Origin of the sequence: Nocardioides sp. L-11A, assembly GCA_029961745.1 — a bacterium.
Lineage (GTDB): Bacteria > Actinomycetota > Actinomycetes > Propionibacteriales > Nocardioidaceae > Nocardioides.
Map to the genome: position 1 here is coordinate 2709166 of CP124680.1, position 18646 is coordinate 2727811.

Genomic DNA, 18646 nt, shown 5'->3' on the forward strand with positions numbered 1-18646 from the left:
GGTCATCGTGTCATCGCGCCCGAGGGTCGATGACGGTCAGCGCCACGCCGTCGCCGAGCCGGTAGGGGTTGGTGGCGAGCAGGGCGCCGAGCACGCGGCGCAGCCGGGAGATCTCGGCGCGCACGGTCACCTGCCGCCCGCCGTCGCCGTACAACGCGGTGCTGAGCCGGCCGGCGGACACGCCGCCCGGCCCGGCCGCCGCGATGGCCGTCAGCAGCTCGGCGTGCCGCGGCGTGAGCGCGACCCGCCAGGGCGCGTCGCCGCCGCGGACCTCGAGCGTTGCGGGCGACGTCGTGAGGTCCAGCACGGCCGTGAGCACCTGGGCCGACGACGGCGGCCGGATCAGCCAGCCGCCGCGCAGGCGCTCGGGCAGGCACAACCCGAGACCGGGGACGGCGAGCGCCCGGTCGGCCTGCGGAGCCGCCACCCGGTCGCGCACGGCGACGCCCTGGTGTGCGGCGACCCACCCGTGGTCGTCGACCACGAGAAGCGGTCCGTCGGCGCCGGACAGCAGTGGCTCCGCCGTACGTCGCAGCTGCTCGAGTCGCTCCTCGTGGTGGCGCCACAGGCGTGCCTCCGCGAGTCGGACCGACGCGGTGACCAGCGCCTCGATGGCCGGGTGCAGGGTGAGCGCGGGTCCGCTGACGTCGACGATCCCGAGCAGTGAGCCGTCGATGGGGTCGTGGATCGGGGAGGCCGTGCAGTACCAGGGCACCTGCGCGTTCTCGAAGTGCTCGGCCGAGAACAGCTGCACGGGCGCCGCCTCCGCGAGGGCGGTGCCGATGGCGTTGGTGCCGACCGCGCCCTCGGTCCACAGTGCGCCCTCGGCGAAGCCCAGGCCGTCGGCCTGGCGCTTCACCCGGGGCGAGCCGCTGCGCCAGAGCACGATCCCGTCGGCGTCGGTCACGACCACGAGGTAGTGCGAAGCGTCGGCGGCCGAGAGCAGCAGCTCGCGGATCTCGTCGATGACCAGTGCCAGGCGCGACGTACGCCGCCGCTCCTCGACGTCGGCCGGCGTCAGGGGGTCGCGGCCGTTGCGGCCGTCGGGGTCGATCCCGAGGCTGATCACGCGGCTCCACGAACGTGCGACGACGGCCCGCGGGCGCTCCGGCGGTGCGGCGCCGGAGAGCACCGCGTCGTGGATCCGGACCAGGTCGCGGGCCCGCATCGCGAGGTCGTGCGTGGCCATGGCACCACCGTAGGCACTGGCATGTGATCGAGGCCACATGCAACAACGTGCAACGGTTCCGGGCACGCCGCCGCCGGCGGTCTGCTTCTCGGCATGACCCAGCTCGACGACCGGCCCGTCACGACGGCCGACACTCCATCCATCGAGGACCCGGCCACGGCCTGGTTCGCGGCCTTCGAGGACGCTCTCACCGCCCGCGACGTCGACCGCGCCGCCGGCCTGTTCGCCGCGACCAGCTTCTGGCGCGACCTGATCGCCTTCTCCTGGAACCTCACCACCGTCGAGGACCCCGCCGGAGTCGCCGACCTGCTCGCGAGCACGCTCGACCGGGTCGACCCGCGCGGCTTCCGGCTGACCGAGCCGGCCGACACCGCCGACGGCGTCACCACCGCCTGGTTCGAGTTCGAGACCGCCGTGGGCCGCGGACGCGGGCTCCTCCGGGTCGTCGACGAGGACGGGCCCAAGGCGTGGACCTTCCTCACGACGCTCTACGAGCTGAAGGGACACGAGGAGCCGCGCGGTGCCCGGCGTCCGATGGGTGCCGAGCACGGGGCCACCCGGGAGCGCGTGACCTGGCTGGAGAAGCGCGAGGCGGAGGACGCCGCGCTGGGCGTGGACACGCAGCCGTACGTGCTCGTCATCGGCGGCGGACAGGGCGGTATCGCCCTCGGTGCGCGGCTGCGCCAGCTCGGCGTACCGGCGCTCGTGGTCGACAAGCATCCGCGCCCCGGTGACCAGTGGCGCAACCGGTACAAGTCCCTGTGCCTGCACGACCCGGTCTGGTATGACCACCTGCCTTACCTCAAGTTCCCCGACAACTGGCCGGTCTTCGCGCCCAAGGACAAGGTCGGCGACTGGCTGGAGTTCTACACCCGGGTGATGGAGGTGCCGTACTGGTCGAACACGGTCGCCACCTCGGCCGCCTACGACGAGGCGGCGGGGGAGTGGACGGTCCACGTCGAGCGCGAGGGCAGGCCCTTGGTGCTCAAGCCCACCCAGCTGGTGATGGCGACCGGCATGTCCGGCAAGCCCAACATCCCCGTCGTGCCGGGCGCGGAGGTGTTCCGGGGCGAGCAGCACCACTCCTCGCAGCACCCCGGCCCCGACGCGTACGCCGGCAAGCGGGTCGTCGTCGTCGGCAGCAACAACTCCGCCTTCGACATCTGCGGCGCGCTGTGGGAGACCGGCGCCGACGTGACCATGGTGCAGCGCTCCTCGACGCACATCGTGAAGAGCGACACCCTGATGGATATCGGCCTCGGAGACCTCTACTCCGAGCGTGCGGTCGAGGCCGGCGTCACCACGGAGAAGGCCGACCTGATCTTCGCCTCGTTGCCGTACAAGATCATGCACGAGTTCCAGATCCCGCTCTACGACCGGATGCGCGAGCGGGACCGGGACTTCTACGACCGGATGACGGCGGCCGGATTCGACCTCGACTGGGGCGACGACGGCTCGGGGCTGTTCATGAAGTACCTGCGCCGCGGCTCGGGCTACTACATCGACGTCGGCGCCGCGGAGCTGGTCGCGAGTGGCGACGTCAAGCTGGCCCGCGGGCAGGTCGACCACCTGACCGAGACGGCCGTCGTCCTGGCCGACGGCACGGAGCTGCCGGCGGACCTGGTCGTCTACGCCACCGGCTACGGCTCGATGAACGGCTGGGCCGCGGACCTGATCAGCCAGGAGGTCGCGGATCGCGTGGGCAAGGTGTGGGGCCTCGGCTCCGACACGACCAAGGACCCCGGCCCGTGGGAGGGCGAGCAGCGCAACATGTGGAAGCCGACCCAGCAGCAGAACCTCTGGTTCCACGGCGGCAACCTGCACCAGTCGCGGCACTACTCGCTCTACCTCGCGCTCCAGCTGAAGGCCCGCCACGTCGGTATCGACACCCCGGTGCACCGGCTGCAGGAGGTCCACCACCTCGGCTGAGGGTCCCGATGTGAACCGCGGTCGGGGGATGCGTTAGAGTCTCCGACCGCGGTTCCTCGCGGTTCCGTCCCGGGCGATTGGCGCAGTGGTAGCGCGCTTCGTTCACACCGAAGAGGTCACTGGTTCGAACCCAGTATCGCCCACCCGGGAACCACAGCCTCCGGCTCGCGCAAGCGGCCCGGGGGCTGTTCTGATTCCCAGGACGATCATCCTGGGGTCGTCGCGATGCCCCGGTAGAGGTAGCCCCACGGCCGCATGATCGCCGGTCCGGGCAGGTACGCCGCGGCCAGGTCGTCAACACCGAATCCGGCGTGCCGGACCAGGGCCGGGACGTCACGGGTCAGGTGGCAGCCGCCGGCGACCCGCCTCTCGACCGGATCGAGCCGGTGCTGCCAGCGGGCGACCCGGGCGTCGGGGGAGAGGCCGTGCTCGAGGAACGCGAGGGTGCCGCCCGGCCGCACCAGCCGACGTACCTCCCGCAGGGCGCGCGCGGGATCGGGGATCGTGCACAGGGAGAAGGTGACCAGGGCGTGGTCGAAGCCGTGGTCGGCGGCCGCGACGTCCTCGCCGTCGAGCCCGATCCGGGTGACCGGGACGGAGCTGGCGGCCCGGCGCCGACCCGACAGCTCCCACCCGCGGTCCGACGGCTCCACGGCGGCGACCTCGCTCACGGCCGTCGGATAGTGCGTGAGGTTGAGGCCGGAGCCGAAGCCGATCTCGAGCACCCGACCCGAGAGCCCGGCGCACACCGCCCGGCGCTCCCTGTGCACGGGGCCCGTGGAGAGGGTCTTGTCGACCAGGACCGGCACGACCCGGTCGTCCCAGAACCGCATGCGACGAGAGTACGGCGGACCGACGTCGGCACGGTGGAGCGCCGCGATCTGCCGCATTCCCGGGACAGGACAGACCGGGCGGCCTAGGCTGCGGCGCCGTGAAGAGCCGTCGTATCGCCGCCGTCCTCGCCGCCGTCGCCCTGGTGGCCCCCGCCTCGCTCGCCCTCGCCTCGCCGGCGGACGCCGCGGCACCGAAGACCTACCGGAACTGCACCGCGCTCAACAAGGTGCACCCACACGGCGTGGGCAAGCCCGGCGCGGTCGACAAGACGTCGGGAACCAAGGTCACCAACTTCACGCGCAACGCCAAGCTCTACAAGGCCAACGCGAAGAGCGACCGCGACAAGGACGGCATCGCCTGCGAGAAGCTCTGAGCCGGCTCAGGCGTCGGCGGCCGCGTCCTTCTCAGTCGCGTCTCCCGCGGTGCTGAGCCGGCCACCGGTGTCCTCCAGGTGCGCGCGGATGAACCAGTGGAACAGCTCCAGCTGCTCGGTCTGCCCGATGAACATGTCCTGGGTGACCAGGTCGAGGTCGTCCAGCTCCTTGATGCCGTCGCGGTAGGTGGAGATCACCCCCTGGTAGACGACGTCGAGGGCGGCCAGGTGCTGCTGGGTCGTGGCACGGCCGATCTCGTAGTCGTCCCAGGGGCGGCGGGCGACGAGTGCGCCGGGTGTGCCCTGGGGTGAGCCACCGAGGGTGGCGATCCGCTCGGCGAGGTCGTCGGCGAAGCCGCGGACCGTGTCGACCTGGGGGTCGAGCATCTCGTGGACGGCGATGAAGTGCGGACCGACGACGTTCCAGTGCACGTGCTTGAGCGTGAGGTGGAGGTCGGTGCAGGCGTCGAGGCGGCTCTGGAGCAGTTCGACGACGCGGGCGGCGGCCTTCTCGTCGAGGCCGGGCGTGGTGAAGTGCAGGGTCGGATTGTGGGCCATGCACGTTCAGTACGCCGTTGCCGCCCGATCAGACGGGTCGGCAACTCCCGCGCGGCCGATGCGGTCGGCTCGGTACGATCGGGACCGGCGCGCCGACCGGTCGCGCCGCCACCCGTGAACCACTCGAGGGAGTCCTTCCGTGCCCGACATCAAGGTCGCCGTACTCAGTCCTGACGCGCGCCAGGAGCAGACGGTCACCACGGGCACGAAGGCGTGGGAGCTCTTCCGCGACGAGGCGGACGTGATCGCGGCCCGCGTGGCCGGACAGCTCAAGGACCTCTCCTACGAGCTGGCCGACGGCGACGAGGTGGAGGGCGTGCTGATCGGCAGCCCCGACGGCCTCGACATCCTGCGGCACTCCACCGCCCACGTGCTGGCCCAGGCTGTTCAGCAGGTGTTCCCGGACGCGAAGCTCGGCATCGGCCCGCCGATCCAGGACGGCTTCTACTACGACTTCGACGTCGCGACCCCCTTCGTGCCCGAGGACCTCGTCAAGCTCGAGACCGCGATGCGCAAGATCGTCAAGGAGAACCAGCGCTTCGAGCGTCGGGTGACCACCGACGATGACGCGCTGGTCGAGCTGGCCGACGAGCCCTACAAGGTCGAGCTGATCGGCCTCAAGGGCAGCGCCGCCGATGCGGCCGAGGGCGCGAGCGCCGAGGTCGGCGCCGGCGAGCTGACCATCTACGACAACATCAACCGCAAGGGCGAGGTCGCCTGGAAGGACCTCTGCCGCGGCCCGCACCTGCCGACCACCAAGCGGATCCCGGCGTTCAAGCTGATGCGCAGCGCGGCGGCGTACTGGCGCGGCGACGAGAAGAACAAGCAGCTCCAGCGCATCTACGGCACCGCCTGGCCGAGCAAGGACGAGCTCGACGCCCACCTGCACCGGCTCGAGGAGGCCGAGCGCCGCGACCACCGCAAGCTCGGTCGTGAGCTCGACCTGTTCAGCTTCCCCGACGAGATCGGCTCCGGGCTGCCGGTGTTCCATCCCAAGGGCGGCGTGATCAAGCGGGCGATGGAGGACTACGTCCGCGAGCGCCACATCGCCGAGGGCTTCGAGTACGTCGGCACGCCCCACATCGCCAAGGAGGGGCTGTTCTACACCTCCGGTCATCTGCCGTACTACGGCGAGGGGATGTACCCCGCCCTCGATGTCGACGGCATGGAGTACCGCCTCAAGGCGATGAACTGCCCGATGCACAACCTGATCTACCGCTCCCGGCAGCGTTCCTACCGCGAGCTGCCGCTGCGCCTGTTCGAGTTCGGCCACGTCTACCGGCACGAGAAGTCCGGCGTGATCCACGGCCTGACCCGCGTGCGCGGGTTCGCGCAGGACGACTCGCACTCCTACGTCACGCCGGAGCAGGCCCCGGCGGAGGTCGAGCATCTGCTCAATTTCATGCTCAGCCTGCTGCGCGACTTCGGCATCGAGGACTTCTACCTGGAGCTGTCGACCCGCGACGAGTCCAAGGACAAGTTCATCGGCTCCGACGACGACTGGGCGAAGGCGACCCAGGTGCTCGAGGACGTCGCCCGCGCGACCGGGCTCGAGCTCGTCCCCGACCCGGGCGGCGCGGCGTACTACGGCCCGAAGATCTCGGTCCAGGCCAAGGACGCCATCGGCCGCACCTGGCAGATGGGCACGGTGCAGTACGACTTCAACCAGCCCTCGGCCGACCGCTTCGACCTGGAGTACGTCGCAGCAGACGGGTCCCGGCAGCAGCCGGTGATGATCCACTCGGCGAAGTTCGGCTCGATCGAGCGCTTCATGGGCGTGCTCGTCGAGCACTACGCCGGTGCCTTCCCTCCGTGGCTGGCCCCCGTCCAGGTCCAGGGCATCCCGATCGCCGAGCGGCACGTCGACTACCTCCACGAGGTGGCCGCCGAGCTGAAGAAGCACGGGATCCGCGTCGAGATCGACGAGTCCGACGACCGGATGCAGAAGAAGATCCGCAACGCCCAGCTGCAGAAGGTGCCGTTCATGGTCATCGCCGGTGACCAGGACGTCGAGGCCGGCGCGGTCAGCTTCCGCTACCGCGACGGCCGGCAGGACAACGGCGTCCCGATCGCCGAGGCGGTCGCTCGGGTGGTCGCCGCGGTCGACGCGCGCGAGCAGGTCTGAGCGATGACCGGCGTCATGGGGGACGCCGTACGCCGCGCCGGCCTCGGGTGCGCCGTCCTGGCGCTGAGCGCTGTGCTCACGGCGTGCGGGGGCTCCTCGCCGTCCGGTGCGCCGCCGCGGCCGCCGTCCAGCGCGCCGCCGGCGACCGAGTCCCCCGACGAGGGGACGCCCGCGGGCGACGCGGGTGACCCGGGCGCCGACGCCGGCGATCTGGCCAAGCTCGCCGAGGAGGCGGCCCGCCAGGGCGGCAGGCCGACGAGCGACATCGCCCCGCGCGACGGCGAGGTCCTCGGCGGCGACGTGAGCTGGCCGCAGTGCCCGCCCGGCACAGGCATCCCCGAGAAGCAGGGCCTCGGGATGCCGATGCCGCTGCCCGAGGCGGAGTACGTCGTCCTCGGACTGACCAACGGCCCCGGCTTCACCCCGAACCCGTGCCTGGCCGACCAGGTCGCGTGGGCCAAGGACAACGACGTCCTGGTCGCCGTCTACGCCGTGTCGAGCTATCCCAGCCGTGCGACGCTCGAGGAGTACGGCGCCGACGGCCCCTTCGACGCGACCGACCGGCTCGGCCGGCTGCGCAATGTCGGCTACCAGCAGGCCCGCTACAACATCGGCACCATGGGCCAGGTCGGCCTGCTCAGCCCGATCGTGTGGATCGACATCGAGCCGGTGCCGAAGTTCGACTGGAGCGGCGACCTGCAGGCCAACGCGGCCGTGATCGAGGGCGTCGTCCGCGGCTACACCGACGCGGGCTTCGCGATCGGGGTCTACTCCACGCCCGCGCTCTACCGCCGCGTGGTCGGCGACCTCCGTCTCGGCGGGGTGCCGGAGTGGCGGGCCGCGGGCCAGACCTCCCGGGCGGAGGCGCTCAGCCGGTGCGGCCCCGACTGGTCGATCCAGGGCGGCACCGCGGTGATGGGACAGTGGGTCGAGCAGCAGCGCGACCAGAACCTCACGTGTCCGGGGATCGCCGCCGACCTCGGCCGCTGGTTCCACCGGTTCACGTGACCACGCGTGCGCCCGTGACGGGACATGAGAGGGTTTGCCAGTGACCTCGGAGGGTGTGGAGACGGAGCCGCTCGACGGCCGCCGGCGGCGCTGGCAGGAGCACAACCAGGTGCGCCGGCAGGTGATCATCGACGCGGCGATCGCGGTCCTCGAGCGCCAGGCGCCGGGGGAGGAGTTCCAGGTCCAGGCGGTGGCCGACCAGGCCGGCATGAGCCGCACCGTGATCTACCGTCACTTCGAGGACCGGGCCGACCTCGACCGGGCCGTGCAGCGGCAGATCTGCGAGCACGTCGGCAACGAGCTGCTGCCCGCGCTGTCCTACGACGGCACGCCCGACCAGATCATCCATCGCATCGTCGGCAGCTTCGTCCGTTGGGCCGAGGCGCACCCCACGCTCTACTGGTTCGCCGAGCGCGACCTCGCCGGCTGGGGACCGAGTCCACTCAGCCAGGCCGTCGAGCAGGTCGCCGAGGGCATCGAGGGGATCATGGCCGTGGTGGTCGCGGCGATGGGCGTCGAGCTCACCGACGACGACCGGGCCGCCCTGGACCCCTGGGTGTTCGGCATGATCGGCGCGGTCTTCGCCGCCGTACGCCGGTGGCTGGAGCGCGAGGTCCGCGAGCCGGGGATCGACGCCTGCATCAGCATCCTTGCGGAGTCGATCTGGCTGCAGATCAACGGCATGGCTCTCGGGCGCGGCCTCAGCCTCCCCGATCTGCCCGTGGCCGAGCTGCTCCAGGCGCTGGGGCCGTCCGACGCACCCACCCCGTCCCCGGCCGCGGGGGAGCGGGCATGAGCGTCCCCGGGCCCGACGGGCTCGAGCGGCTCTGGACGCCGCACCGGATGGCCTACGTCCGGGGCGAGGCCGAGTCTGCCGAGGAGGCCGCGCACGCCGAGCCGCGTCCGGCCTGCCCGTTCTGCCGGATCACGCCGGACCCGGCGAGCTCGACCGACGACGAGCTGGTCGTCGTCCGGGGACGCACGGCCTATGTCGTGCTCAACCTCTACCCCTACAACCCCGGCCACCTGATGGTCCTGCCCTACCGCCACGTCGCCGACTACCTCGACCTCGACGACGAGGAGACCGATGAGGTGACCGCGCTGACCAAGGCCGCGCTGCGCACCATCCGCGCGGTCGCCCAACCGCATGCCTTCAACGTCGGCCTCAATCTCGGGGGCGCCGCGGGCGGATCGCTGTCGGGCCACCTGCACCAGCACGTCGTCCCGCGCTGGTCCGGCGATGCCAACTTCATGACCGTCATCGGCGGCACGAAGACCCTCCCGCAGCTGTTGGGCGAGACCCGCAGCCTCCTCGCGGACGCCTGGCAGATGGCGCCCGCGACGTGACCATCGAGTAGGTTCCTGACCCGTGTTGGATCGCTTCAAGGAGTTCTGGGCCGGGACCGTGCTGCACCCCGTGGTGCGGCTGTTCATCCGGCTGGGCATCAGCCCCGACGCGGTCACGCTCGTCGGCACGCTCGGCGTCTGCGCCGGGGCACTGATCTTCTTCCCGCAGGGCGAGCTGCTGATCGGCGTCCTGTTCATCACCGCCTTCGTGTTCAGCGACCTGATCGACGGCCGGATGGCCCGCGAGACCGGCCGGGTCTCGAAGTTCGGGGCCTTCTGGGACTCCACCCTCGACCGGATCGGCGACGGTGCGATCTTCGGCGGACTCGCCCTCTACTTCGCCGGCACCGGCAAGGACCAGGGCGACAGCTACCTCTACCTGTGCGTCACCCTGTGGTGCCTGGTGATGGGCTCGGTGACGTCCTACGCCCGGGCCCGCGCCGAGTCCCTCGGCATGGACGCCAAGGGCGGCCTCGCGGAGCGGGCCGACCGGCTCGTCTCGATCCTCGTCATGACCGGTCTCGGGGCCCTCTTCGACCTGCCGATCCTGATGTACGTCACCCTGTGGGCGCTGGCCCTCGCGAGCACCTACACGGTGGTCTTCCGGGTGCTCAAGGTACGCCGTCAGGCACTCGCGTCGGAGGGTGAGACTCCGGCGTAGCGGGCCCGCCCGGGGTCGTAGACTCGCTGTCATGAGCGAGCAGCAGGAGCACGGCACCACCCGGGTCAAGCGCGGCATGGCCGAGATGCTCAAGGGTGGCGTCATCATGGACGTGGTGACCCCGGAACAGGCCAAGATCGCCGAGGATGCCGGCGCGGTGGCCGTGATGGCGCTGGAGCGGGTCCCGGCCGACATCCGCGCCCAGGGCGGCGTGTCGCGGATGAGTGACCCGGACATGATCGACGGGATCATCGCGGCGGTGTCGATCCCGGTGATGGCCAAGGCCCGGATCGGTCACTTCGCCGAGGCCCAGGTGCTGCAGTCGCTGGGTGTGGACTACATCGACGAGTCGGAGGTGCTGACCCCGGCCGACTACGCCAACCACATCGACAAGTGGGCGTTCACGGTGCCGTTCGTGTGTGGCGCGACCAACCTCGGCGAGGCGCTGCGGCGGATCACCGAGGGTGCGGCGATGATCCGGTCCAAGGGCGAGGCGGGCACGGGTGACGTGTCGAACGCGGTGACCCACATGCGCACCATCCGGGCCGAGATCCGCCGGTTGGGGTCGCTGGCCGACGACGAGCTGTACGTGGCCGCGAAGGAGCTGCAGGCGCCGTACGACCTGGTGGTCGAGGTGGCCCGCACCGGCAAGCTGCCGGTGGTGCTGTTCACCGCGGGTGGGATCGCGACTCCGGCGGATGCGGCGATGATGATGCAGCTGGGTGCCGAGGGCGTGTTCGTCGGCTCGGGGATCTTCAAGTCGGGCAACCCGGCGCAGCGGGCCGAGGCGATCGTGAAGGCGACGACGTTCTACGACGACCCCGACGTGGTCGCGAAGGTGTCGCGGGGCCTGGGCGAGGCGATGGTCGGCATCAATGTCGAGGAGCTGGCCCAGCCGCACCGCCTCTCCGAGCGCGGCTGGTGACCGCGGCGGGGTGACCCGCCGGACCTGAACGAACCACCCGAGGCCGTGGCGCTGCGTGCAGCGCCACGGCCTCGGTTAAATCTCGGGACATTGGTCCCGATTCCGGTCACCCGCCGTGCCGGCCTGTGCTGTCCTTCGTTGTGGATCGCGAGGCGCTCCCTGCGTCGCGACCATGACAACCAGACCTGGGGACAACAGGGCATGGGGACTGGAGAACAAATGAAGAAGACGACGAAGGGCGCGCTCGCGGCAGGCACCGCGGCCGTCCTGCTCATGGGTGGTGCGGGCACCCTGGCGTACTGGACCGACAACGCGACCGTGGCCGGCACCGGGGTCACCACGGGTCACCTCAAGCTGATCAACGCGGACTGCGGCGACGGCTGGCTGGTCGACGCCGGTACGCCGGACGAGTTCCCGCTCGTCGGGGCGACCCGCCTGGTCCCCGGCGACACGTTCAGCCAGACCTGCACCTACGAGGTCGACGCCGTGGGCGACCACATCCTGGCCGAGGTCACGATCGACGAGGGCACGGGCTTCACCGGCAACGCCGATCTGCTCGAGGAGCTCGACCTCAGCTCGTCGAGCATCGAGGTCAACAACGTGGCCTATGCCGGCGGCGCTGTCGCGGTGAGCGATGGCCAGACGATCGAGGTGACCTTCGTGGCGGCCTGGCCGTTCGACGACCAGGTCGACGACCCCGCACAGGGCGCCGGCGCGATCGACAACGGCGCGAACGTCAGCGGTGGCGTCACGGCCGCTCTCGCCGCCGTCGGAGTCACGCTGACCCAGGTCGACTTCCACTGACCTCGGTCGCCGTCCGGCGTGGGCGCACTGCCTTCGGGTGGATCGGTCAGGTCGTCGCATGGCTGGTGATCATCGGCGTGGTGGTGATCCTCGCGGCCGCGGTCGTCGTACCGCGGCTCGCGGGGGCCACCCCCTACACCGTCCTCACCGGGTCGATGCAGCCGGACTACCCGCCGGGCACCCTGGTGGTCGTCAAGCCGGCGGCCGTCGATGAGATCGGCACCGGCGACGTGATCACCTACCAGCGGGAGTCGGGCAGGGCCACGGTCGTCACCCACCGGGTCGTCGCCGTGGCCACCCGGTCCGACGGCGAAGTGGTCCTCACGACCAAGGGCGACGCCAACGACGTGGTCGACCCGGTGCCGGTCAGGGAGGTCCAGGTCAAGGGACGCCTCTGGTACGCGGTGCCCTATCTCGGACATGTCAACAGTGCGCTGAACGGCGGACAGCGGCAGGTCGCCGTCCTGGTGGTCTCGACCGGGCTGGTCGGCTATGCGGCGTTCATGTTCGTCGGGGCCCTCCGGGACCGGCGACGCGGGGGGCCGGCGGCACCCGCGGACGACATCGACATCGACACGGCCGCGCAGATCGACCACACCCCACAACTGGATACGGCAGCGACGCCCGCACCGGTGGCCGCCGCCGCCCCACGGGATCTCCCTGTCGCGGTGCTCGCGGCGACGGCGACGGTCCTGGGGCTGCTGCTCCTGGCCCATCGCCGGACCCGCCGTTCAGGTCCGAACCGCCCACGACACCCGAAGCACCCCAACCGACGTACGAAGGAAGCCCGATCATGATCCGCCGTCCCGCCTCGCTCGTGGCCGCAGCCGTGCTGGCTGTCGGCATCGCGGCCGCGCCGGCGCAGGCCGCCGACGAGATCGGCCTCAGCACGGACGGCGTCACCTGGGTTCCCCAACTGGCCGCGCCGCTCTACCCGGCCGGCTTCCGCTGGGTGCCGGGCGACGTGGAGGAGCGCTCCTTCCGGGTCCGCAACGGTGGCCCGTCGGCCGGCGAGGTCACCGTCGACGTGGTCACCGCCGATCCGGCGGCGCTGCTCGCCTCATCCGACTTCCACCTGGAGGCCCGGGTCGCTGACGGCCCCTGGACCGAGGTCCTGGACGGCACGACGCGGCTGCAGCCGGCCGTGCTCGACGTGCCCCGGGGCGCGGACACGACGGTGTCGGTCCGAGGCTCGTTCCGACCGGAGGCGACGGGGCACCTGGACCGGACGGCGTCCTTCGAGGTCCGCTTGACGATGTCCGAGGACGGCGACATCGCCGGTGAGCAGGACGAGGGTGAGGTCGGCGGTCAGGACGACGGAGTGCTGCCGGACGCCGGCTCCGCCGTCGGCGCCGGCCTGCTCTGGTTGGCCGCCGGTCTCGTCGGCACCGGTCTCGCGCTCGTCCGACCCCGACGCGCCCGTCGCAAGGAGGTGGCTGCCCATGACTAGGCATGTGCCACGACACCGCCTGGCACGTCCCGGCTGGTTCGGACGCGGCCGGACCCGCGCCCTCCTCTCCGCGGGTCTGCTGCTCGGCACCGGTGCGGTGGCAACCTCGGCCTATTGGACCGATGCCGCGGTGGCGCCGGGAGTCACGGTCCGCAGCGGCGAGCTCCACATCGACCTCGAGGACAACCAGCAGACCAGGCCGGAGACCATCACGGACTGGCCCGACCTGAACCTGACCGGCATGGCCGACGGCGACATCAGGGTGGCGCTGATGAAGGTCTCGAACAACAGCATCGGCGACGCGACGCTCTCGTACGGCCTCGAGGCCGCCGCGACGAACCCCCTGGGTGCGGCGTTGCGGGTCACCGTCCGCCAAGGTGGCTCGATCAACGCCGGCGCCTGCGTCGGCGGGAGCCTGGTCGGGGGGACGGGCGTCCCGCTCAACGGATTCGACGAGGTCGTCAGCGCCCACCTCGGGCCGGGGCAGTCACACGACCTCTGCATCCAGGTACGGCTGCCGTCGCCGTCGGGCGTCCCCGCGAACGCGACCTCAGCCGTGACGTTCACCTTCCCCGCCAGGCAGGAGCAGTGATGTCCGCCGCGAAGCGGGTCGCCCGCGAGACCCTCCTGTGGGTCGGGGGAGTGCTGGGCACCCTGTGCCTGCTCTCCCTGCTCGCCGGCTGGCTCTTCCAGGTCACGCCGCTGGTCTTCTCGTCCGGGTCGATGAGCCCGGCCTACGCCGCGGGCGCGCTCGGCATCGCCCGCGAGGTCCCCGCCTCCGACCTGGCCGTCGGCGATGTCGTGAGCGTCCTCGACGCCGACGGCAGGCGGGTCACCCACCGGATCACCGGCCTCGACGCCGCGGGCGACGCCACCGTCCTCACGCTGCGAGGTGACGCGAACGACGTGGCCGACGCACAGCCGTATGTGGTCCAGGAGGCGGACCGCGTCGTCCTCGGCGTCCCGTACGCCGGCTACGTGCTCAACGCCGCGGCCAGCCCGTTCGGCCTCGCCGCCGCCGCGCTGCTCGTGCTGGCCGTGCTGCTGATCGGCTTCGGCCGGGGACACCGCCTGGTGCCGGTCGGCCTGGCCTCGACGGTGGCGCTCGGCGCCGGCCTGGGCGCGAGCGGCGTCGCGCCCTGGGCCTTCACCTCGGCGTACTGGACCGACTCGGCCGTGGCGACCGTCAAGGCGACGACCCCGGCACTGCAGAGTCACGCGCAGCCCGGTTGCGCCCAGAGCGGCCCCGGAGGGATCGCCCGGCTGACCTGGACCGACGTCAACGACCTGTACGAGTACACCTGGAGTGTGCGCGAGCTCAACGGCACCCCGGCGCCGGTCGGCACCGCCAATCCGCCGCCGCAGCTCAGTGGCGTCCTCGGCGGGAGCACGACACAGGGACAGCAGGTGCAGCTGGACATCCCGACGACCAGGGGCCAGGGGCAGGTCCACAAGAAGAACTTCGTCGTGTGGGTGACGACCCGCCTGATCTCGGACAACAGTGTCACTGGACCGACGACCGTCACACCGATCCACCGCGAGGAGGGCCAGGGCGGCAACATCTGGGTCGCGTACTGCGGTCACGTGTAGGCCTGGACCGCTGACAACAGAGGGCGGCGGCGGCCCTAGGATCGGTGCCTGTGCCTGCCATCGGAGTCTTCGCCCTCCAGGGCGACGTCCGCGAACACCTGCAGACCCTGACCGCCCTCGGTGCGGAGGCGTTCGCGGTCCGCCGCCCGGCCGAGCTCGACCGCTGTGACGGCCTGGTGCTGCCCGGAGGTGAGTCGACCACGATGGCCAAGCTGGCGCGCACCTTCGAGCTGCTCGAGCCACTGCGGGCACGGGTGGGGGACGGCATGCCGACCTTCGGGACCTGCGCCGGGATGATCCTGCTGGCCGACCGGATCGAGGGCGGCACCGCCGACCAGGAGACGATCGGCGGCCTCGACGTCACGGTGCGCCGCAACGCCTTCGGACGTCAGGTGGACTCGTTCGAGGCGGACCTGCCGTTCGCGGGACTGGCCGATCCGGTGCACGCCGTGTTCATCCGCGCACCGTGGGTCGAGCGGACCGGATCAGGGGTCGAGGTGCTGGCCGAGGCGCAGGGACATCCGGTCGCCGTACGCCAGGGACACCTGATGGCGACGTCCTTCCATCCCGAGGTCGACGGCGACGGACGGGTGCACCGGATCTTCCTGGATCTGGTGCAGCAGTAGACTTCTCCGCTGTTGTCGGGATGTAAGGAGTCCTCATGTCTGGCCACTCCAAGTGGGCGACCACCAAGCACAAGAAGGCCGTGATCGACGCGAAGCGCGGCAAGCTCTTCGCGAAGCTCATCAAGAACATCGAGATCGCCGCCAAGATGGGCGGTCCCGACCCCTCCGGCAACCCGACGCTCTTCGACGCCATCCAGAAGGCGAAGAAGCAGTCGGTGCCCAACAAGAACATCGACTCCGCGGTCAAGCGCGGCGGCGGTCTCGAGGGCGGCGGCGTCGACTACGAGACGATCATGTACGAGGTCTACGGCCCGCAGGGCGTCGCGCTCCTCGTCGAGTGCCTCACCGACAACCGCAACCGTGCGGCCATGGAGGTGCGCACCGCGGTGACCCGCAACGGCGGCACCATGGCCGACCCGGGCTCCGTCTCCCGCCTGTTCAACCGCAAGGGCGTCGTCGTCGTCGCCAAGGCCCAGGAGGGCAAGGACGTCTCCGAGGACGACATCCTCGAGGCCACGCTCGACGCGGGCGCCGAGGAGGTCAACGACCTGGGCGAGGCCTTCGAGGTCCAGTCCGAGGCCACCGACGTCGTCGCCGTGCGGACGGCGCTGCAGGAGGCGGGGATCGACTACGAGTCGGCCGAGGTGCAGTTCGTCGCCTCGATGGACATCCCGGTCGCCGACCCGGCCGCGGCCGGCAAGGTGTTCAAGCTCGTCGACGCCGTCGACGATCTCGACGACGTGCAGAACGTCTTCTCGAACGCCGACATCCCCGACGACGTCCTGGACCAGATCGAGGAGTGAGCGCCGCTCCCGGGCGTGTCTCGCCGGCTTTCCCACGGAAAGCGCCTACCTTGGTCTCCGAACACATGTTCGGACGGAAGGTGATGGCGTGCGCGTGCTCGGGATCGACCCGGGGCTGACCCGCTGCGGGCTCGGCGTGGTCGAGGGCTCGATCGGCCGGCCGTTGGCGTTGGTCGACGTCGGTGTGGTCCGCACGCCCTCGGCGTGGTCGGTGCCCGAGCGGCTGGTGTTCATCGAGAAGGGGATCGAGGCCCGCCTCGACGAGCACGCGCCCGACGCCGTCGCGATCGAGCGGATCTTCGCCCGCTCCGACGTGAGCACGATCATGGGCACCGCTCAGGCCGCCGGGATCGCCATGGTCTGCGCGGCGCGCCGCGGCCTGCCGGTCGCCCTGCACACCCCGAGCGAGGTGAAGGCGGCGGTGTCCGGCAACGGTCGCGCCGACAAGTCCCAGGTCGGCCTGATGGTCACCCGGATCCTGCGCCTGGACGCGATGCCGAAGCCGGCCGATGCCGCCGACGCCCTCGCGCTGGCGATCACCCACATCTGGCGCGGGGGCAGCCAGGCCCGGATCGACGCCGCCGTCGCCGCGGCCCGCCCGACCCGCTCCCGCATCCCCACCCGCACCTCTGGAGGAGTCCGATGATCGCGTTCGTGCGCGGCAACGTCGCCACCCTGACCCTGAGCAGCGCCGTCGTCGAGGTCGGCGGCGTCGGGCTGGAGCTGATGTGCACACCGGGCACGCTCGCCCAGCTGCGCACGGGCACGACCGCGACGCTGCCGACCAGCATGATCGTGCGCGAGGACTCCCTCACGCTCTACGGCTTCGCCGACGAGGAGGAGAAGACGATCTTCGAGCTCGTCCAGACCGCCTCCGGCGTCGGCCCGAAGCTGGCCCAGGCGATCGTGGCGGTGCTCTCGCCCGACGGCGTCCGCAACGCCATCGCCTCCGACGACGTCCGCACCCTCACCAAGGTCCCGGGCATCGGCCAGAAGGGCGCGCAGCGGATCATCCTCGAGCTCAAGGACCGCATCGGCGCCGCGACGGGCGCGACCTCCGGCGGCTCGCCGGCCGGAGCCGCCGCCTGGCGCGACCAGGTCCACCAGGGCCTGGTCGGTCTCGGCTACAACGCCAAGGACGCCGACAAGGCCGTCGACGCCGTCGCCGGCGAGGCGGGCGCCGCGCCCGACGTACGCGCGCTGCTGCGGGCCGCGCTGCGCACCCTCTCGAAGGCCTGACCGGCGAGCTGACGGAGACTGAGCCATGCCCTTCCACGAGGACGACCTGGAAGCCGCCGAGGAGGTCCACCTCCGCTCCCTCACGGCCGCCGAGGCCGAGGGCGACGAGCGGGCGGTGGAAGCCGCGCTGCGGCCCCGCAGCCTCGACGAGGTGGTCGGCCAGGGCCGGGTCCGCGACCAGCTCGGGCTGGTCCTGGAGGCGGCCCGGCAGCGGGGGAGGGCGCCCGACCACGTGCTCCTCTCCGGGCCGCCCGGACTCGGCAAGACCACGCTGGCGATGATCATCTCCCACGAGATGAACGCCCCTCTGCGGCTCACCAGCGGACCGGCGATCACCCATGCCGGCGATCTCGCGGCGATCCTGTCGGGCCTCAACGAGGGCGAGGTGCTCTTCGTCGACGAGATCCACCGGATGTCCCGCCCGGCCGAGGAGATGCTCTACCTCGCGATGGAGGACTTCCGCGTCGACGTCATCATCGGCAAGGGCCCCGGCGCGACGGCGATCCCGCTCGACATCCCGCCGTTCACCCTCGTCGGCGCCACCACCCGCGCCGGCTTGCTGCCGGGCCCGTTGCGCGACAGGTTCGGGTTCACCGCGCACCTCGAGTTCTACGAGCCGCACGAGCTCGACCTGATCGTCCACCGCTCCGCCGGCCTGCTCGGCGTCGAGCTCACCCCCGACGGCTCGGCCGAGATCGCCGGCCGCTCGCGCGGCACCCCGCGCATCGCCAACCGGCTGCTGCGCCGGGTCCGCGACTACGCCCAGGTGCGTGCCGACGGCGTCGTCACCCGTGTCGTCGCGCAGGCTGCGCTCGACCTGTACGAGGTCGACGAGCTCGGCCTCGACCGGCTCGACCGCGCCGTCCTCGACGCCCTGTGCCGCCGCTTCGGCGGCGGCCCGGTGGGCGTCTCCACGCTGGCCGTCGCGGTCGGGGAGGAGCGCGAGACGGTCGAGGAGGTCGCGGAGCCGTTCCTGGTCCGCAACGGCTTCCTCGCCCGCACGCCGCGCGGCCGGATCGCGACGCCCGCCGCCTGGACGCACCTGGGGCTGACGCCGCCCGCCCTGCCGTACGACGAGTCGGGGCCGACCCTCTTCGAGGACTGACCCGCAGCCGCTGGGCGCGACCTCGGGAGCACGGATTTCTCCGTCGATCCGTGCGGCGCAAGGTTCCGTCGCTACACTTC

At 71.5% G+C, this 18646-nt stretch carries 21 protein-coding genes and 1 tRNA gene; 19 read left to right on the forward strand and 3 right to left on the reverse strand.

Annotated features, from left to right (window positions below; genetic code table 11):
- Nucleotides 1-10: 10 nt before the first annotated feature.
- Nucleotides 11-1189, reverse strand: coding sequence for a GAF domain-containing protein (locus QJ852_12850; protein WGX99303.1), 1179 nt, complete (start codon nucleotides 1187-1189; stop codon nucleotides 11-13).
- A 93-nt stretch (nucleotides 1190-1282) separates the two neighbouring features.
- Between QJ852_12850 and QJ852_12855 the strand changes: the two genes are divergently transcribed.
- The gene (locus tag QJ852_12855) at nucleotides 1283-3118 is read left to right on the forward strand and encodes an NAD(P)/FAD-dependent oxidoreductase (GenBank protein ID WGX99304.1); all 1836 of its coding nucleotides are present in this window, start codon (nucleotides 1283-1285) and stop codon (nucleotides 3116-3118) included.
- Nucleotides 3119-3189: 71 nt separating this feature from the next.
- Nucleotides 3190-3261: transfer RNA gene (locus QJ852_12860), tRNA-Val, on the forward strand.
- Nucleotides 3262-3324: 63 nt separating this feature from the next.
- Here the strand turns inward: QJ852_12860 and QJ852_12865 are convergent.
- The gene (locus tag QJ852_12865) at nucleotides 3325-3951 is read right to left on the reverse strand and encodes a class I SAM-dependent methyltransferase (protein ID WGX99305.1); all 627 of its coding nucleotides are present in this window, start codon (nucleotides 3949-3951) and stop codon (nucleotides 3325-3327) included.
- A 98-nt stretch (nucleotides 3952-4049) separates the two neighbouring features.
- Between QJ852_12865 and QJ852_12870 the strand changes: the two genes are divergently transcribed.
- On the forward strand, nucleotides 4050-4325 hold the full coding sequence (locus QJ852_12870; protein ID WGX99306.1) for an excalibur calcium-binding domain-containing protein: 276 nt from the start codon (nucleotides 4050-4052) through the stop codon (nucleotides 4323-4325).
- Nucleotides 4326-4331: 6 nt separating this feature from the next.
- On the opposite strand, the gene QJ852_12875 is transcribed toward QJ852_12870, so the two are convergent.
- A complete protein-coding gene (locus QJ852_12875) occupies nucleotides 4332-4883 on the reverse strand; it encodes a DNA starvation/stationary phase protection protein (protein WGX99307.1) in 552 nt (183 codons plus the stop codon).
- Nucleotides 4884-5022: 139 nt separating this feature from the next.
- Here QJ852_12875 and thrS point away from each other — a divergent pair, with 139 nt between their 5' ends.
- The 16 genes from thrS to ruvB all read left to right on the forward strand — a co-directional run bounded on the left by thrS (nucleotide 5023) and on the right by ruvB (nucleotide 18566).
- Nucleotides 5023-7008, forward strand: a complete 1986-nt coding sequence (thrS, locus tag QJ852_12880) for a threonine--tRNA ligase (GenBank protein ID WGX99308.1) — start codon at nucleotides 5023-5025, stop codon at nucleotides 7006-7008.
- Nucleotides 7009-7011: 3 nt separating this feature from the next.
- Nucleotides 7012-8016: a hypothetical protein gene (locus QJ852_12885; protein ID WGX99309.1), complete on the forward strand. Its 1005-nt coding sequence runs from the start codon at nucleotides 7012-7014 to the stop codon at nucleotides 8014-8016.
- A gap of 40 nt (nucleotides 8017-8056) precedes the next feature.
- Nucleotides 8057-8812, forward strand: a complete 756-nt coding sequence (locus QJ852_12890) for a TetR/AcrR family transcriptional regulator (GenBank protein ID WGX99310.1) — start codon at nucleotides 8057-8059, stop codon at nucleotides 8810-8812.
- Nucleotides 8809-9363 (forward strand): HIT domain-containing protein, encoded by a 555-nt coding sequence (locus QJ852_12895; GenBank protein ID WGX99311.1) that lies wholly within the window; start codon nucleotides 8809-8811, stop codon nucleotides 9361-9363. The genes QJ852_12890 and QJ852_12895 overlap by 4 nt, the downstream gene beginning before the upstream one ends.
- A 22-nt stretch (nucleotides 9364-9385) precedes the next feature.
- Nucleotides 9386-10024, forward strand: a complete 639-nt coding sequence (locus tag QJ852_12900) for a CDP-alcohol phosphatidyltransferase family protein (protein WGX99312.1) — start codon at nucleotides 9386-9388, stop codon at nucleotides 10022-10024.
- A gap of 31 nt (nucleotides 10025-10055) precedes the next feature.
- Nucleotides 10056-10949: a pyridoxal 5'-phosphate synthase lyase subunit PdxS gene (gene pdxS, locus QJ852_12905; GenBank protein WGX99313.1), complete on the forward strand. Its 894-nt coding sequence runs from the start codon at nucleotides 10056-10058 to the stop codon at nucleotides 10947-10949.
- Nucleotides 10950-11168: 219 nt separating this feature from the next.
- Nucleotides 11169-11753 (forward strand): alternate-type signal peptide domain-containing protein, encoded by a 585-nt coding sequence (locus QJ852_12910; protein WGX99314.1) that lies wholly within the window; start codon nucleotides 11169-11171, stop codon nucleotides 11751-11753.
- A gap of 41 nt (nucleotides 11754-11794) precedes the next feature.
- Nucleotides 11795-12550 carry a signal peptidase I gene (locus tag QJ852_12915; protein WGX99458.1) on the forward strand — a complete coding sequence of 252 codons (756 nt, stop codon included), beginning with the start codon at nucleotides 11795-11797 and terminating at the stop codon, nucleotides 12548-12550.
- Nucleotides 12547-13203, forward strand: coding sequence for a hypothetical protein (locus tag QJ852_12920; GenBank protein ID WGX99315.1), 657 nt, complete (start codon nucleotides 12547-12549; stop codon nucleotides 13201-13203). Before QJ852_12915 ends, QJ852_12920 begins: the two co-directional genes overlap by 4 nt.
- On the forward strand, nucleotides 13196-13795 hold the full coding sequence (locus QJ852_12925; GenBank protein WGX99316.1) for a SipW-dependent-type signal peptide-containing protein: 600 nt from the start codon (nucleotides 13196-13198) through the stop codon (nucleotides 13793-13795). Before QJ852_12920 ends, QJ852_12925 begins: the two co-directional genes overlap by 8 nt.
- Entirely contained in the window at nucleotides 13795-14793 is a 999-nt protein-coding gene (locus QJ852_12930) for a signal peptidase I (protein ID WGX99317.1), read from the forward strand. Before QJ852_12925 ends, QJ852_12930 begins: the two co-directional genes overlap by 1 nt.
- 44 nt (nucleotides 14794-14837) lie before the next feature.
- On the forward strand, nucleotides 14838-15419 hold the full coding sequence (gene pdxT, locus QJ852_12935) for a pyridoxal 5'-phosphate synthase glutaminase subunit PdxT (GenBank protein WGX99318.1): 582 nt from the start codon (nucleotides 14838-14840) through the stop codon (nucleotides 15417-15419).
- Nucleotides 15420-15454: 35 nt separating this feature from the next.
- Entirely contained in the window at nucleotides 15455-16222 is a 768-nt protein-coding gene (locus QJ852_12940) for a YebC/PmpR family DNA-binding transcriptional regulator (protein WGX99319.1), read from the forward strand.
- A gap of 88 nt (nucleotides 16223-16310) precedes the next feature.
- Nucleotides 16311-16868: a crossover junction endodeoxyribonuclease RuvC gene (gene ruvC, locus QJ852_12945; GenBank protein ID WGX99320.1), complete on the forward strand. Its 558-nt coding sequence runs from the start codon at nucleotides 16311-16313 to the stop codon at nucleotides 16866-16868.
- Nucleotides 16865-17461: a Holliday junction branch migration protein RuvA gene (ruvA, locus tag QJ852_12950; protein WGX99321.1), complete on the forward strand. Its 597-nt coding sequence runs from the start codon at nucleotides 16865-16867 to the stop codon at nucleotides 17459-17461. Before ruvC ends, ruvA begins: the two co-directional genes overlap by 4 nt.
- 25 nt (nucleotides 17462-17486) lie before the next feature.
- Entirely contained in the window at nucleotides 17487-18566 is a 1080-nt protein-coding gene (gene ruvB, locus QJ852_12955; GenBank protein WGX99322.1) for a Holliday junction branch migration DNA helicase RuvB, read from the forward strand.
- Nucleotides 18567-18646: the final 80 nt, after the last annotated feature.

Excerpts from the sequence above, each read along its gene's own strand:
- ruvA (WGX99321.1), top strand. The coding sequence starts at position 16,865 with ATGATCGCGTTCGTGCGCGGCAACGTCGCCACCCTGACCCTGAGCAGC.
- QJ852_12930 (WGX99317.1), top strand. The coding sequence starts at position 13,795 with ATGTCCGCCGCGAAGCGGGTCGCCCGCGAGACCCTCCTGTGGGTCGGG.
- pdxS (WGX99313.1), top strand. The coding sequence starts at position 10,056 with ATGAGCGAGCAGCAGGAGCACGGCACCACCCGGGTCAAGCGCGGCATG.
- QJ852_12940 (WGX99319.1), top strand. The coding sequence starts at position 15,455 with ATGTCTGGCCACTCCAAGTGGGCGACCACCAAGCACAAGAAGGCCGTG.
- QJ852_12895 (WGX99311.1), top strand. The coding sequence starts at position 8,809 with ATGAGCGTCCCCGGGCCCGACGGGCTCGAGCGGCTCTGGACGCCGCAC.
- QJ852_12920 (WGX99315.1), top strand. The coding sequence starts at position 12,547 with ATGATCCGCCGTCCCGCCTCGCTCGTGGCCGCAGCCGTGCTGGCTGTC.
- QJ852_12850 (WGX99303.1), bottom strand. The coding sequence starts at position 1,189 with ATGGCCACGCACGACCTCGCGATGCGGGCCCGCGACCTGGTCCGGATC.
- QJ852_12910 (WGX99314.1), top strand. The coding sequence starts at position 11,169 with ATGAAGAAGACGACGAAGGGCGCGCTCGCGGCAGGCACCGCGGCCGTC.
- QJ852_12885 (WGX99309.1), top strand. The coding sequence starts at position 7,012 with ATGACCGGCGTCATGGGGGACGCCGTACGCCGCGCCGGCCTCGGGTGC.
- QJ852_12875 (WGX99307.1), bottom strand. The coding sequence starts at position 4,883 with ATGGCCCACAATCCGACCCTGCACTTCACCACGCCCGGCCTCGACGAG.
- QJ852_12865 (WGX99305.1), bottom strand. The coding sequence starts at position 3,951 with ATGCGGTTCTGGGACGACCGGGTCGTGCCGGTCCTGGTCGACAAGACC.
- ruvB (WGX99322.1), top strand. The coding sequence starts at position 17,487 with ATGCCCTTCCACGAGGACGACCTGGAAGCCGCCGAGGAGGTCCACCTC.
- QJ852_12855 (WGX99304.1), top strand. The coding sequence starts at position 1,283 with ATGACCCAGCTCGACGACCGGCCCGTCACGACGGCCGACACTCCATCC.
- QJ852_12925 (WGX99316.1), top strand. The coding sequence starts at position 13,196 with ATGACTAGGCATGTGCCACGACACCGCCTGGCACGTCCCGGCTGGTTC.